The following is a 15,610-nucleotide window of genomic DNA, read 5'->3' on the forward strand; positions in this document are numbered from 1 at the left end:
ATTTTACTGTATGACAAAGCCACCCAGATGCAAGCTTTATAGTGATACGTTATCGAAACGCGCACGATCAATTCGCGTACACGCTAGCCGCAACAAGATTTGCAAAGGATGTTGTAACTGCGTCTCACTAAACCGCTTCACTTGGCTACGGCACGAGTAACCGGTTGCGAGCACTCTCTCGCTAGGTAGGTTGGCCAACTGTGGCGACCAACTTAAATCATAGATCGCAGCTGACGTTTCACGTTTGTCTGCTTCATGGCCATAAGTGCCCGCCATACCACAACAACCGACAGAAATCGGTTTAAGCGTCGCACCAAAGTGCGCAAATAAAGCCACCCATTGTTGCTCAGCATGAGGCAACTGTGTTTTCTCGGTACAGTGGCCGAACAGATACCAGGGGTCAGCATCACGGCTCGTCACGACCGGCATGTCAGGCACAACACTGCTCAGCCACTCATGACTCAGCATCACATTAAAGTTACCTCGGTGCTTACCTAGCGCTTCTTGATACTCATCGCGATAACAAAGCACCAGCGCCGGATCAACGCCCACCATGGGAATATTCAACGCCGCCAGCTGGTTTAAAAAGCCAGCGGTGTTACGCGCCGTCTGGGCGAAACGACGGAGGAAACCTTTTACATGCTGGGCTTTCCCGTTGGGTTTAAAGGGTACCAGCATGGGCACCTTCCCGAGTTGTCGCGCCAGTTTGATCAAATCGTGAATCAGGGGCGCTTCATAAAAGCTGGTAAAAGGGTCCTGCACGATCAACACATAGTGCTCACGCTCTCGCGCGGACAGAGCCTGCAGCCATGCTAAGTCAAACTTAAGCGCATGATCGCCCGCCAGTGACTGAGCCAGCGTCGGAACCGACAACGCCGGTGTGTCTGTGTAGCCAATTAACTTCGCAGTGAGCCCTTGGGCCCATTGAGGCTGAGTCGCCGCATTCACCCATTTTGGTGCTTTGGCCATTAGCGGGAGCAAGGTTTCAATGTTAGCCACTAAGTGGTCTTTCACCGGGCGGGGATAGCGGCTGTAATAGAGCTGCATAAAGCGCGAGCGGAAACTCGGCACATCCACTTTGATCGGACACTGACTAGCACAAGCCTTACACGCCAAGCAACCGCTCATGGCTTCCATGACTTCATGGCTAAAATCATCTGCTTCTCTGCGGCGAGTAAAATAGCGTCCGAATTTGGCCATCACTTCACGGACTGACGGCGACTGGGTCATCAATGCCTGTTCAACCGCCAACGGATCGACACCTTGCTCAGACAGTAAACGCAACCATTCTCGCACGATCCCAGCGCGACCTTTTGGCGAATGGCGACGGTCATAACTGACCTTCATCGAAGGACACATGGGTGAGGCGGTGTCATAGTTAAAGCACAGCCCATTGCCATTGCACTCCATTGCCCCTTTAAAGCTATCACGCACTTCTACGGGGATTTGACGGTCATAAAAGCCACGCTTAGTGTCATCAACCTTCACCAGGGAATCCTGGCTGTTAATCGGTGTGCAGATTTTTCCTGGATTCATCCGATTTTGCGGATCAAATGCCGCCTTGATATGGCGAAGCTGCGCAAACAAGGTCTCACCAAAAAACGCTGGGCCGTACTCTGAACGATATCCTTTACCATGTTCTCCCCACATCAAGCCGCCATACTTGGCAACCAAAGCAACCACTTGGTCAGAGAGGGTTTTCATGACGCGTTCTTGGTCAGGGTCACACAAATCCAGCGCTGGACGCACATGCAGTACCCCCGCATCGACATGACCAAACATGCCATAGTGCAAATGATGGCTGTCGAGCAATGCCCGAAATTCACTGATAAAGTCAGCAAGGTGCTCCGGCGGTACACAAGTGTCTTCGGCAAAGGCAACGGGCTTGGCTTTACCTTTTGTGGCACCTAGCAGTCCGACCGCCTTTTTACGCATCGCGTAAATTTTGTTGATTGACGCGAGATCCCGACAAATCTGATAGCCAATCACCCCTTTTTGCTTGTGAGCAATCAAGCTATCCAGTTGCTGACAAAGTGCCGTAATCTGCTGCTCTATCTCACCCGGATCATTCCCCGCAAACTCCACCATATTAATGCCGTGCATGGTTTTGCCGGGCACCGCTTGCAACAAGTCACTCACCGTATGCCAAACAATGTCATTACGCGCTAAATCAAGCACTTTGGCATCAATGGTTTCAACCGACAAGGCATTAGCGTCTACCATCATCGGCGCATTACGCAATGCTGAGTCAAAGCTGTCGTATTTAATATTTACCAAAGTCCGCACGGTCGGGATCGGGGTGATATTGAGCTTGGCCTCGGCTATAAACGCTAGGGAGCCTTCAGCGCCACATAGCACGCGACCAATGTCGAAGGCTGTGAGTGTGTCATCATAAACATGTTTAAGGTCATAGCCGGTTAAAAAGCGATTTAACGGTGGAAAGGTCTCGGTAATCAAGTCACGGTGCTCACGACAGACTGAGGACACCGTTTGCAGCGCTCGGCCACTGAGATCATCGCGCGACATCGCTTGCTGAAGCTGATCCGCATTGAGAGGCTGTGTATCGAGGACGCTACCATCGACGAGCACTGCTTTTAAACCCAGTACATGATCAGAGGTCTTGCCGTAACGTAACGAGCCTTGACCGGAGGCATCGGTATTGATCATCCCGCCAATCGTGGCACGATTACTGGTCGATAAGTCAGGTGAGAAAAAGTAACCATACGGGCGCAAGACATCATTGAGTTGATCTTTAACCACGCCTGCTTGCACACGTACCCAGCCTTGCTCAGGGTTCACTTCCAGCACCTGCTGCATATGACGCGACACATCCACCACCACATGCTGGGTCAACGACTGGCCATTGGTGCCAGTGCCGCCACCACGGGGAGAAAACTTAATCTCACTAAAAGCTGGGGCTTGGACGGTCTGACCAATGAGCTGAAGATCATCAACTGATGCGGGAAAGAGGACGGCTTGTGGTAAGGCCTGATAAACACTGTTATCAGTGGCCACCGCAAGGCGGCTCGCATAGGTCGATTCAATGTCGCCTTGAAAACCTGCTGTTTGCAAAGCGGTGATAAAATCAACAACGGCGGACGACAGGCCCGCCTCTGGATGGATTGCCGGTATCATTGCTGTTCCTGTGCGCTATCTCACCATGCCTGGTGCAATTTTTGTTGTACTGTCACTTTACCTTAACTCTTGGCACAGCCAAAGCGATCACCTAGCAAATCCTTATCACCACTCGCGCCAACCTAGCCGCTTACCCGACCATTTAGCAAGCTCTGGGCTGGCAATCAGTACCCAAGGGCCCAAACTCCATGCCGCCATTGACACGACAATAAGCACAATCCAGCTTAGGCCTGTCAGCTGTGCCACTCCCCAGGCGGCGCCAATAATGGCGGCGATACCGAAAAAAATCCACGCCAGCGTTAACAGTTTGCCATTGAGCTGGCTGGCCGGTTTATGGCTAGGAAAGAGCTTATGCCAAACCTGACCGGTATAGACACCCGCTGCTAACGCTGACAGATACACCAAATTGGGTAATTTAAGCGCCAGCGCCAACAGCGCCATGATAAGGCACGCTAAGAACCAGATTCTGCCTGTCGTTAGCATGGGCCGTTCATTACCCACCGTTACCGCATCAAGCTTGACAGTCGCCCAGGCAACGCTGCTTCCTACTAGCGCCCCGATCACTACATCACTGGCAAAGTGCACACCGAGATACATGCGGTTCAGCCCCATAAGCACTATCACCAACAGCGTCATGGCGAGCGCACTATAAGCAGGTGGGTGTGTGACCCGACGTTTTAGATACCAAGCGGTCATGACAGCCGCTGCGAGTAAGGTGTGACCACTGGGTACCGTAAAGCCGCTTGCCTGGCCGATTTGTAACTCTGGCCACAAATAAAACGGCCTTGGCATGGCAAAGCCACTTTTTAGCGTCGTCGACACTGCCGCCGAGCTTATTAACAAAAAGAGCAGTGATAATGCGGATTTATGGCCACGAAAGACCAAAAATAGCGGCAGCAGTGCAATGTAAAAAGCGGTCTCGCCCAGCGTATTGACCAATCTAAATACCGCGGTCACGGTCGAGCTCGCCGCCTCGCTCATTTGCTGTACCGCGGTTTGTATCCCCGCGACCCATCGATATTGACTGACATAAAACACAGGCGCTAAGGCACTAAAATCGGCCAAGGCACTGACATCGCTGCTTGGCGTTCTCGCCGCTAGCGACCACAAAAGATCACGACGGTCGCGAAAACGATAGCGATAATCTTGCGCATGGGCGCGCGGTACCAGCCGTGCTTGCTCGACTTCAGAGGCAAAATGGGGCGCGCGCCAAGCCGGCAAAAGACCCACTCCCTCCGCCGTAGAGACAACGGGCAATGGTGCCTGGCTTTGACAGGCAAATAACACACCACGCTCATCTTGATGATAGACATTACCGACCGTGACGCGAATAGCCGTTTCTTCAAACACTTCACGCGCTAGCGCTCTACTCGGTGATTCGGCCAAGTTAACCCGCCCACCGGGCAAACCATACCGTCCGGTCACTGTGTCTTTCACTAGCAAGAGCCGTCCGGCTGGATCGCTAATAATGCATGCGACCCCAGCGATCCCTTGCTCGGTGGAGAACGTAGTTTCATTCTCAGCCAAGGCATAGCTCGACACTAATCCGCTAAAGACTGACAATAGTACAGCGATAATCCGTTTCATGCGGCGGCTCCTGAATGCACGTGTCCTGATGAAAGATAAGGAAAAGAATGACGCAGCCAGACCCTCTTAGTCCCTATTATTACCATCATAACTTTCAAAACTTGATGGATTTAGTCTGCGAACGTGACTGGGATCTTCTCACGCACAAAGAACGACATTGGCTGACGACCTTTCAACAGCTTAGCTTCAAAGCACAGTGTTTGCTGGTGCGTTTACTGATGCGCCGTCACGACTGGTTTTTGGCCGGCTCGCTGCACTACGATGAGCTGGGTGAAACGCCGCCGCTGCTCGACACCTTAGCTGAACATCAGTTTATTAGCCTGACCCATACTGCCCCGGCAGAGGTGGTATTCAAATTACTCACCAAAACACAACTTATGGCGGCTTTTCCTGATACAGGGCTCGCCAAAAGTGCGCCTAAAAGCCAGTGGCAGCAGGCGATAGAGGCTCTCTACGGCAATACACTCGACAGCCCTTATGCATTGGTGGTCTGCCATCAGCCAGACATCTTACCGGTATTAAACCTGCTGTATTTTGGCAATTCGCGCCAGGATTTGAGCCAGTTCGTGGTGGCCGAGCTGGGTATCCAACACTTTGAGCCCTATCCCATTCGGCAAGCCGATCGCTTATTTGAGCATCGGTCCCAAATAAATGACTGGCTGCACTTATCCGCATTAAACGAGATCGTGTGGCAAGCGCGCAAAAACAAGCAACCTAAAGAAGTATTGGCGTTAGCACCCTGTTTGCCAGCCCCTTTTGACTGGGCACCGCTCGAGCGCAAGCGGCAGCGCTTGGTTAATCGCATTGCACGCGAATTTGAGCGCCAGGATGATTTATCGACCGCATTGTCGCTGTATCAAACCACCACTCAGCCACCCAGCCAAGAACGACGCGCACGTATCTTGATAAAGCAAGGTGACATTAAAGCGGCTGCAACGATCATCGCAACCATGCTCCAAGCCCCACACGATGAGGAAGAGCTTGACGTCGCTTATCGCTTGGCGAAACAAAAACCGGTTCGCGCACTCGGCCGCTTGGTTCCCTCAGCGCGTGCTAAACCGGCGACATTACCCACCGAGACGTTAGCTTTACCGCTGAATCAGCGCGTCGAAAATGAGGTTGCTGATTATTATCGTCAGCAAGGCTGGGAAGTATGGTTCAGCGAGAACAGCTTGCTTAACGCGTTGTTTGGGCTGTTTTTTTGGGATGTTTTGTTTTTGCCGGTCCGTGGCGCCTTTCTTAACCCTTTTCAACGTGGGCCGCGCGATCTCCACAGCGACGACTTTGTCGCTAAACGACGGACACTGATTGATCAGCGCCTCGCCGAGATTGATCGAGCACGCGATTGGGTAGCGCAACACTATCAGCAAAAGCACGGCATCACTAACGAGTGGGTAAATTGGTCGGTGATAGAGTGGCCGCTGCTTGAGGCTGCGTTAGTCATGCTTACAGACACACAGCTTCGCGCCTGTTTTCAACGTATTTTGTTCGATCGTCGCAATAACCGCCGCGGCCATCCAGACTTGTTTATGTGCCGAGGCGCATCCTACCAATGGGTGGAAGTAAAGGGGCCAGGCGATACGCTACAGCCTCACCAAACACGCTGGCTACAGTTTTTTCAACAGCATGAGATCCCAGCGAAAGTGACGTATGTGACGCCAGACCAATAATGCACGCACTGAAACATATCTATCACCTGCTCTCAATCTCGCGACAGCCATCGCGTCTTTAAAGTGACGTTGTCACTCTTTTTCTTCTACATGTGGGTTAAAAATATAATAGGAACCATCGTAAACCAGCCGTTTAATCAACGCCTCGCAATGTTTGAGACCGCTGCGGTCAAACGACACGCCATAGCGTTGCATGCTTCATAAATGCCACGGCACGTAACCCTATGACGGTCTCTTCTCTCACCGTTTTGTATTTTTTGGCCTTAAGTTCAGGCAAGGACTGCATCATCGTTCGCTTTTATTGTGATGGATAACTAAGGGCACCGACGTCTCAAGTCAGTGCCCATGCGGCATTTACATCAGCATAAACATGACAAACTGTACCAGCGGTACGGCAGAGCCATCAGAGGTGATGATTTGGTTTCCCTCAATTTTGGCAGACAGCACAGTATTTTTATCTGTTTGTGTGACAAAACCCGCTTTGGTCAGATCCTGTACTTTTGCTTGCCACGGTGACTGTGTCAGCACCCCATTGGGTACCGAAACATCAAGATCGCCGCTTACCTGATTGACCAGTTGCTGCAAATTAAACACGCCAGTTGGCTCACTGCCTTTTACATCGACGTGCATGTCGACACTGATATCGCCTTCTGGCACGGTTAAGCTGGCGGGCGACAAATCAATCGATAACCCCGACTGCAACAATTGCACCAAAGCTTGGTCAAAGGCCTCCATACTCACTGGCGCGCCACCTTCTTGCCACTGCGACGAGAGTAACGCGATTTGGGACATGGCACTGTAATCAAGATGATTGGCATCGAGTGCCACTACCAAGTTACGCCACTGCGTGTTGTTCGGTAACGCAATCGTTCCCACCGTCAGTTGGTTGGTGTTATTTAGCTCGCGGGTTGACGTTGACTCAGACGTAATCAACTTGTTCCCTATCTCAAGCTTGACGTCGCCCAGCTTTAACGATTGACCGCTCACATCACTGAAGTGCGCCTGCTCGAGCGATAAAGACTGTTCACCAATCCACAGACCATCTTGCAAATAGCCGCTTCCTGACCCCGACACGCTATCCACTTTCAGTTGCTGCCCACTATCGTCGTTGAAGGCCAGCGCGGGTAAAGAAAAGGTGGCGTTCACATGTCCTTTGCGGTCGATCTCGCCTTGTAGGCTTAACTCACTCGCGGTCAGGTTACTGCTCGCCTCTGATAGCGAAAAAGGTGCGACGGTAAGGTGATAATCGGATGCCCCTGTCATCAAGGTATCTAGCTCTAAACGAACTGGGGTTGGGTTACCTGGCCACGCTTTTTGGGTGATCGCTTGTAGCTCAGGCGTCATCACTAACGTGTTGCTTGACGAGACGCCAACCACGCCATGGGAGATCTCTGAGGCGATTTCGTAGCTAACGGGTAAGCCCGACTGCGCAAGCATCGCTTTGGTTTCACCCTGAAATGAGAGATGTGTGACCGCCTGCGAGCTTAAATACCCGCGATCGTAGGTCTGCTGCTCAAGCGTGAATTCTGCCGTTGAGCGCTGATCGACTTCGCGCTCATACATCGACTGTGCGATTTGGCCAGTCGCAAACGGCCAACACGCAACAATCGCAAGGCCACCTGCGATGGCACCATACTTTCCTAAAAACATGTTTTCTTTGCCTCAGGCATGCGAAAAATCATAGTGTAACTAAAATTAGGCGCTGAAGATAACGCGTTATACTGTGAAGGCAAACTGTTATGGAAGCCATCGCACAGGTCAATAGACAATGAATAATAAGAAGGAACTTTCTCACTAATGAGGCAAGGGCGTGTATCACAGTACCGCCATGCAGAATACGGTGTATTTATTCGTGAATGTCGACCATTTCGCATCATTGCCGCGGATAAATGCATACAATCAAAGCATATTTGCAATAGATCGACAGAGTGTATGAATCCCTACGTTATATTGTGCATTGACCAAGACCCTTTCGTGGTAGAGCAGTTGTCTCACGACCTTGCGCCGTTTCGTGATGTGTTTGATCTTTGCAGTGCAGAGACCCCAGACGACGCTTATGCCATGCTCGACGACTTTAAGGCTAACGAGCAACAGGTGGCATTACTGATCTGCCATAACGGGCCGAACGATAATCGCGGTATCGATCTATTAGTCAATGTCGACAACCACTCTGCCAGTCAAGGCGCACGGACTGTTTTGCTCAGTGAGGCACCGCAATACGATATTATTTTGCAGGCGGTGAATGAAGGCCGACTTAATTATTGTATGCACAAGCCTTGGCGAGCCGAGGAGATGCAGCGTGTTGCCGAAAAAGAACTCACTACCTACGTGTTGCGCTATTGCCAACATGATTTGCTGCGCTACGCTGAAGCGTTAGATCACCGCACCTTATTAGATGCCCAAGTTGAGCGCGAGATAAGCCAATTTCAAGCGCAATTGTTAGCGCCAGGCGAAACCGACAAAGCAGCGGTCGCCGATCGCGTCATTGCCGGTTTGTATGCGTTTTTTGAAGGCAACGATGAAAGCCGTGCGTGCCGCACCTACAGTGCCAACCATGTGCTTACCAAAGAAAATCAAGATAATGCATTTTTGTGGTTTATCACCGATGGTGACGTTGGGCTGTATAAAACAGATGATGAAGGGCAAGAGCACCATGTTTCCACCCTTTCTTCCGGCAGCTTAATTGGCAGTATGTCGTTCGTGACGGGAGACGTTTCTTTCTCTACGGGGCGCACCCTCACTCGGACGCAGGTGATCAAAATCGATCATGCATTATTTAGTAAAATAATGACCAGCCGCTCTGAGCTGCTGCCCTTGTTTATTCAATACCTGTTGCTGCACTTTAACCAACGCTTAAAGCGCAGTATCGATACCGAAATCCAGCTGCAGCAAACGCTCGCCTCACTGGACGAAGCTAACCGCCAGTTATTAGAAAAAGAAAAAATGGCACTACTGGGGCAACTCGTGGCGGGCGTCGCTCACGAACTCAATAATCCAGTGTCAGCTATTTTACGCAACAGTGACGCACTTGCAGACGCCCTAGAGGAAGTGGCAAAAACCCCGTTGACCTCAGCCAGCCGCGAACAAGCCCTGTCGCTTTTACAGACAAACCGCGAGAGTTCCCCCCTATCAACCGCCACGGCTCGAACCTATACCCGTACCCTAAGCGACCTCACCGGAGATAAACGGATCGCGCGCGATTTAGTCAACATTGGGTTGTATCAGCCTGAAAACATCAAAGAATGGCAACAACGTCTGGGTGAGGGCTTTAATCACGAACTTACTACCTGGAAGCAATACGCCCGCTGTGGGCGGTTATTGCGCTCTAATCATGTCTGCGCGGCGCGTATTGCCGATCTCGTCAAAAGCTTACGCACCTATGCCCGTCAAGACAGCGAACAACGCCAACGCACCCGTATTATTGAAAACATTGACGATACCCTTACCTTATTTGAGCATCGACTCAAGCCTCATCAATTGGAAAAACGCTACGACTGGGTGCCCGATATTATTGCTCAGCCCTCGGCCTTAGCGCAGGTATGGACAAACCTCATTGCCAATGCCTTAGATGCGATGCAAACGCCAGGCACACTGACAGTGACAGTAAAAACACTCAATGACCAAGCCTCTGGCACGATAGAAGTGTCGGTCAGTGATACCGGTATAGGCATGACCCCTGAGCAGCAAGCAAAAATGTTTGCGTTAAATTACACCACCAAACGCGAAGGTCATTTTGGTCTAGGTATTGGCCTGACCATATGCCAAACCATTATCCATGAGCAAGGGGGCGATATTCAGGTACACTCGCAGCCAGCTGTCGGTACCACAATGACAGTGACGTTACCTATTGAACTCCCCGCATCTGCCAGTAAGGAGCCCCAACGATGAGCCAATACTTAGTCCTATGTGTCGATGATGAGCGTGATGTGCTCGATAGCGTGATCGATGACTTGCAAGGCTTTACCGATCACTTCGAGGTGGAAGCGGCAGAGTCAGTCGCAGAAGCACGAGAAGTGATTGCGGACATGGCCACAGAAGGTACCAAGCTGGCATTGATTCTGTGTGATCATATTATGCCCGGCGAGCTCGGGGTGGAGTTTTTGATTGAGTTAGCCAATCAGCCAGAGACAGCGTCGACGCGCAAAGTGTTACTGACCGGCCAAGCAGGCTTGGAAGATACGGTCTCTGCTGTTAATCACGCCAGTTTACACTATTACCTTGCCAAGCCTTGGCAAAAAGAGACCTTGGTCAGTGTCGTCACCGATCAGCTCACCAGCTATGTCATCGCGCACGAAGCCAATTTATTGCCGTGGACCAGTGTACTGAACACCCCTAGGATTGTAGAGGCCATCAACCGCAACAAATGGGATATGGGCGGAGAGTAGTCCCCAAACCAGTTCGTACACCCCGATAGGTCAAAAATCGGTAAAAAAGCCTGACTCACGGGCGGATGTGCTTGTTTCTGCGCGCAATCGTCTTATAGAATGATTTGAACACCAATAACAAGTGGAATTGATAATGCGTAAATCTCTTTTAGCCAGCGCGATTGTCGCTTTGGCTTCATTCAGCGCCGTGGCCAATGAAGAAGACGCCAACCTCACCACCATGAGTAACTTCAGTTACGACTATCTGGAAGGACGCATCGGTGTTAGCCCACTCACCTATGGTGCAGGATTTAGCATGTCTATCCATCCCAACGCGCACGTACGCGTAGAAGCGGATACCGAATTTGATTCCGATTGGGACACGGCTGCTGGGATTGGCTTTCATGCGCCGATTAACAACTGGGCAGACTTAACCGGTGAGCTACTCGCGCGTGGCGTGAACAAAGATAACTTTGATAGCGATGTCGGCTTAGAGGTCAACCTAGGCGTGCGTCAGTGGCTTGGGCCACAAGTTGAAGTTGGCGGCGAAATCGGCCTGCTAACAGTGGATGATGAGGAAGATACCTTTGGGTCTGCCTACGGGCGATTCCATGCCACGGAGCTATTCTCACTCGGTGCAGCCTACCGTGTTAACGAGTGGTACGGCGATCAGTTTATGTTTACCACGCGTTTTAAATACTGATAAGTCCACTCGGTAATGCATTGCCATCAAGCAATGCCGTATTGCCGCCAGACGTTGAAAGTCAGATCAAAAAAACCCGCATCGCTGCGGGTTTTTATGTATGTATGCACTCATGCACAACTAACGGATCAATAGCATAGGCACGGTCGATTCAACCAACAACTTAGTGGTATTGCTCCCCACAAAGAATTGACGCAGTTTTGAGTGCCCGTAGGCGCCCATCACGATCATGCCCACTTGATTATCAGCTTGATACGCTAAAATCGCGCGGTGCACGTCACCGGTTAACTGAGCCTCAACCACATCGACACCCGCCGTTTTCAAGCGCTCTGCCGCGCGTTTAAACGCTGCCAGCTTTTCTTGCGAGTCTTCCACCATCACTAAATGACAAGTCATCCCTGCCAACAGCGGTGTGCTCAGTGCTTTTTCCACTAGCTTTTCGCTGATATCGCTGCCATCGAATGCTAATAAGTAGCTTTCAGGTGTTGAAAACTCACCGTTAGCAACCAAGGTATGCGCTTTAATCGAGCGCACCACGCTTTCAAGCTGCGAGCCAATCGCCTTGGTGTCGTTTTGGTGTAGTTCACCTGATTTACCTAATACTAATACCCGCGTCTGTGGCTCGATATCCAGTAAGGTCTCCACCAAATTGCCATGGCGCTGCAACTTGCGCACATCGCTCAACCCTTTGGCTTTAGCGTCTTCTTCCAGCTCAGACAGCAAGGCTTTGCCGTGCTTCATGGCTAGCTTGGCGCGCTGCTCATCCAGCTCCACCAGCTCTTGTAGCAGTTGTTCACGGCTACCCACGCCCAAGTTGCCTGATAGTTCAGGCTCCGCTTGGTGTGAGGACTTATCCAGCACATGCAAAAGTGTCAAAGGGACAGACAAGCGCTTGGCAGCCCAAACGCTCAAATCTGCCACTTGCTTTGAATAATGCGGGCCATCTACGCACGCGGTAATTTGTTCCATGGTCGGTCTCCTTAGTGGCCACCCATCATTTTTTCTACTTCTTCTGGTTTATCGTGCACGCCGAACTTATCGACAATGGTCGCCGTGGCATCATTCATTCCCACGATATTCACCTCGGTACCCTCACGGCGGAACTTAATGACCACCTTATCAAGCACAGACACGGAGGTGATATCCCAGAAGTGCGCTGCCGAGAGATCGATGGTGACACGCTCCAACGCCTCTTTGAAGTCAAACGATGATAAAAATTGATCTGACGAGGCAAAAAAGACTTGGCCAACAACACGATAAGTACGCGCATCGCCATTGTCTTCAGGCTCGCTTTTAACCACCATAAAGCGACCAATTTTATTGGCAAAGAACAAGGCTGCCAGTAGCACCCCAACCAATACACCGATCGCGAGATTGTGGGTGAAGACCACGACCACCACGGTCGAGACCATCACGATATTAGTCGATAGTGGGTGTGATTTCAGGTTAACCACTGACTCCCAAGAGAAGGTACCGATAGACACCATGATCATTACCGCCACCAGCGCGGCCATCGGGATTTGGCTGATCCAATCACTGAGGAACACCACCATAATCAGCAATAGCACACCGGCGAACAAGGTAGAGAGACGTCCACGTCCACCGGATTTAATGTTAATGACCGACTGACCAATCATCGCACAACCGGCCATACCGCCCAAGAAACCGGTGGCGATATTGGCAACACCTTGACCTTTACATTCACGGTTTTTCTCACTGTCTGTGTCGGTCAAATCATCGACGATGGTGGCGGTCATCATCGACTCAAGCAAACCCACCACAGCCAGTGCCGCAGAATAAGGGAAGATAATCGTCAGGGTTTCAACGTTTAGCGGCACATCCGGCCATAAGAACACTGGCAAGGTATCAGGCAGTTCACCCATGTCACCCACGGTACGCAAGTCGAGGTTATACGCCATGGCAATACCGGTCAGAATGAGAATGCACATCAATGGAGAGGGAAGCACTTTGCCAATACGCGGTACGTAAGGGAAAAGATAGATAATCGCGAGCCCCGCCGCCGTCATCGGATACACATGCCACATTATTTCGTTGTCGCGGATGATTTCCGGACCAATGAGCTCTGGCAACTGCGCCATAAAGATCAGGATCGCGAGCGCGTTGACAAACCCAGTTACCACTGAGCGAGAAACAAAACGCATCAGGTTACCGAGTTTTAAATAACCGGCCGCTATTTGCAGTATCCCGGTTAGCACAGTGGCCGCCAATAGGTACTCAAGCCCATGCTCTTTCACCAAGGTCACCATCAACAGCGCCATCGCACCCGTTGCGGCGGAAATCATGCCTGGACGGCCACCCACAAAGGCAATGATCACTGCGATACTGAAGGAGGCGTAAAGCCCGACTTTCGGATCCACACCGGCAATAATCGAGAAGGCAATTGCTTCTGGGATCAAGGCCAATGCCACAACGATACCCGCAAGAATATCGCCACGTACATTGGAGAACCAATCACGCTGAATTCTATCTATCATGAACGTCTCTACAAAATTGGGTTAAAAAAGGTGTCGCGCTCATTTCAGGCTTGATTTCACCTGAAAATCAAAACGCGTGATCCTAGTCACTTATTGACCAAGCGTCAACTCCCCTTTTTTTGTCCAATAACGACTTAATGCCTACAAATCAAATACTTAATTTGTAATTGTGATATTTTTAGCACAGATTTATTTCATTCTTTTCTCCAACCCCCTTTTTCGCTTATTTTTACCATCAGGCAAGGTTGGCTTTCGCACATTAGGCTTAGCGCTGTATCTTATATACGTGGATACACAGGCACCAACAGCACGGTAAAGGAAAGAATCAATCCAATGAGTGCATAAATCAGTTGGTTAAGCGTCCAGCCAATATCGATAACGATACCGAACACCCAAGGTGCCAATGCGGTGGAGAGGATCATCATGCCAGTCACCAAAGACCGAATGGCACCAATATGCGAGACCCCATACATTTCCGCCCATAAGGTATTAATCACAGGATTGGTTGCACCAATCGCTAAACCGAAAAGGCACATAAAAAGCGGTGCCGCAAGGGTATGATCAATGTTAGCTATCACCATTAGCCCAAGTAGCAGTGGAATGGGAATTAAGATAAGTACATTTCGCGAACGATATTTATCAATCAAGCTGCCTGATATCACTGAGCTTAGCCAATGCACGGCCCCGTAAAATACGAAACTGCCCGCTAATACGCCCGGCGTCCACCTTTTCGCTTCCAGGATAAAGTCCTGTTGGATAAAGACGCCGGTCACCAGAAACGGCGTCACCAAAGCTATCGGTATGATCATCCAAAACCGCCAGTCGCGAACAACTTGACGCCGACTCGCATCGCTGGCGTGGTTTTGATTATCTGCGTCAATACGGGTCCGCTTAAGGTCTGCTTTTCTGACTAGCCATAAAACCAGTGGTAAAAACACCACTAACAGGGTGGCACCAATGAATAACCAGCTTTCTCGCCAGCCCAAAAACGCGATTAAGCCAATGACAATTGAGGGTAAAACCACCTCGCCAATGGCAACACCACTGCCTACCAAGCTAATGGCTTTGCCTTTATCTTGCTGTGCACGCTTAATCACAGTGGCCTGCGCGATGTGAGGCAAAAAACCTTGTCCACAAAAACGCAGTAAGAAGAAAACCAGCAGCAAGCCCACCACACTATCAACGGAATACATCAACGCACACGCGACCATCAGTAACGTGGCAAAGAAGATCAGTAATTTGTCGACCCGCACCCGATCCACCACACCACCAAAGCTAATCACTAACACGCTGCTGGTCATGGTCGCAATGGCGTAAATCCCGCCGTAGGTTGCATCACTCAACAACAGCGCATCTTTAATACTGCTGCCATACCAACTGATGAAAAACGATTGACCAATGTTGCCAAAAAAGATTGATAGAAAGCCAAAAGCAATTAACGGCCATTGGTGCCTGATTAATGTCACATACGATCGCGCTAGCATACGCCTCCATTGCCCCCTGTCATTCCATTTTGAAACGTCATATATCAACACGCCTTCAAGGGTTTACTTAATGCATGAGGTGAAAGCTGACTATGACATGCCTGCACGGAAGAAGAAATGAAACCCGACCTGCTTACGTCGGTTTTGTGATGCCTTTTAATCCATATTGGCG

At 50.6% G+C, this 15,610-nt stretch carries 10 protein-coding genes; 4 read left to right on the forward strand and 6 right to left on the reverse strand.

Annotated elements, in window-relative coordinates:
• Positions 1–36: 36 nt before the first annotated feature.
• Positions 37–3,135, reverse strand: coding sequence for an FAD-binding and (Fe-S)-binding domain-containing protein (locus tag EHW58_RS06760; protein WP_152795547.1), 3,099 nt, complete (start codon positions 3,133–3,135; stop codon positions 37–39).
• Positions 3,136–3,240: 105 nt separating this feature from the next.
• The gene (locus tag EHW58_RS06765; protein WP_152795549.1) at positions 3,241–4,722 is read right to left on the reverse strand and encodes a phosphatase PAP2 family protein; all 1,482 of its coding nucleotides are present in this window, start codon (positions 4,720–4,722) and stop codon (positions 3,241–3,243) included.
• A gap of 47 nt (positions 4,723–4,769) precedes the next feature.
• On the opposite strand from EHW58_RS06765, the gene EHW58_RS06770 reads away from it, so the two are divergent.
• On the forward strand, positions 4,770–6,392 hold the full coding sequence (locus tag EHW58_RS06770) for a VRR-NUC domain-containing protein (RefSeq protein WP_152795551.1): 1,623 nt from the start codon (positions 4,770–4,772) through the stop codon (positions 6,390–6,392).
• Positions 6,393–6,746: 354 nt separating this feature from the next.
• On the opposite strand, the gene EHW58_RS06775 is transcribed toward EHW58_RS06770, so the two are convergent.
• Entirely contained in the window at positions 6,747–8,042 is a 1,296-nt protein-coding gene (locus tag EHW58_RS06775; RefSeq protein ID WP_152795553.1) for a DUF945 family protein, read from the reverse strand.
• Between the two features lie 282 nt (positions 8,043–8,324).
• Between EHW58_RS06775 and EHW58_RS06780 the strand changes: the two genes are divergently transcribed.
• From EHW58_RS06780 to EHW58_RS06790, 3 genes are all read left to right on the forward strand, one after another.
• The gene (locus EHW58_RS06780; protein WP_194163209.1) at positions 8,325–10,280 is read left to right on the forward strand and encodes an ATP-binding protein; all 1,956 of its coding nucleotides are present in this window, start codon (positions 8,325–8,327) and stop codon (positions 10,278–10,280) included.
• Complete coding sequence (locus tag EHW58_RS06785) at positions 10,277–10,777, forward strand: response regulator (RefSeq protein ID WP_152795557.1); 501 nt, start codon at positions 10,277–10,279, stop codon at positions 10,775–10,777. Before EHW58_RS06780 ends, EHW58_RS06785 begins: the two co-directional genes overlap by 4 nt.
• 133 nt (positions 10,778–10,910) lie before the next feature.
• Positions 10,911–11,459, forward strand: a complete 549-nt coding sequence (locus EHW58_RS06790) for a hypothetical protein (protein WP_046073060.1) — start codon at positions 10,911–10,913, stop codon at positions 11,457–11,459.
• Between the two features lie 120 nt (positions 11,460–11,579).
• On the opposite strand, the gene EHW58_RS06795 is transcribed toward EHW58_RS06790, so the two are convergent.
• The 3 genes from EHW58_RS06795 to EHW58_RS06805 all read right to left on the reverse strand — a co-directional run bounded on the left by EHW58_RS06795 (position 11,580) and on the right by EHW58_RS06805 (position 15,438).
• The gene (locus EHW58_RS06795) at positions 11,580–12,428 is read right to left on the reverse strand and encodes a universal stress protein (protein ID WP_077607144.1); all 849 of its coding nucleotides are present in this window, start codon (positions 12,426–12,428) and stop codon (positions 11,580–11,582) included.
• A gap of 11 nt (positions 12,429–12,439) precedes the next feature.
• On the reverse strand, positions 12,440–13,954 hold the full coding sequence (locus EHW58_RS06800; RefSeq protein ID WP_152795559.1) for a SulP family inorganic anion transporter: 1,515 nt from the start codon (positions 13,952–13,954) through the stop codon (positions 12,440–12,442).
• Between the two features lie 278 nt (positions 13,955–14,232).
• Positions 14,233–15,438 carry an MFS transporter gene (locus tag EHW58_RS06805; RefSeq protein WP_046073057.1) on the reverse strand — a complete coding sequence of 402 codons (1,206 nt, stop codon included), beginning with the start codon at positions 15,436–15,438 and terminating at the stop codon, positions 14,233–14,235.
• Positions 15,439–15,610: the final 172 nt, after the last annotated feature.

The organism is Salinivibrio sp. VYel1, from assembly GCF_009377945.1.
In the GTDB taxonomy this organism is placed as follows: Bacteria; Pseudomonadota; Gammaproteobacteria; order Enterobacterales; family Vibrionaceae; genus Salinivibrio; species Salinivibrio siamensis.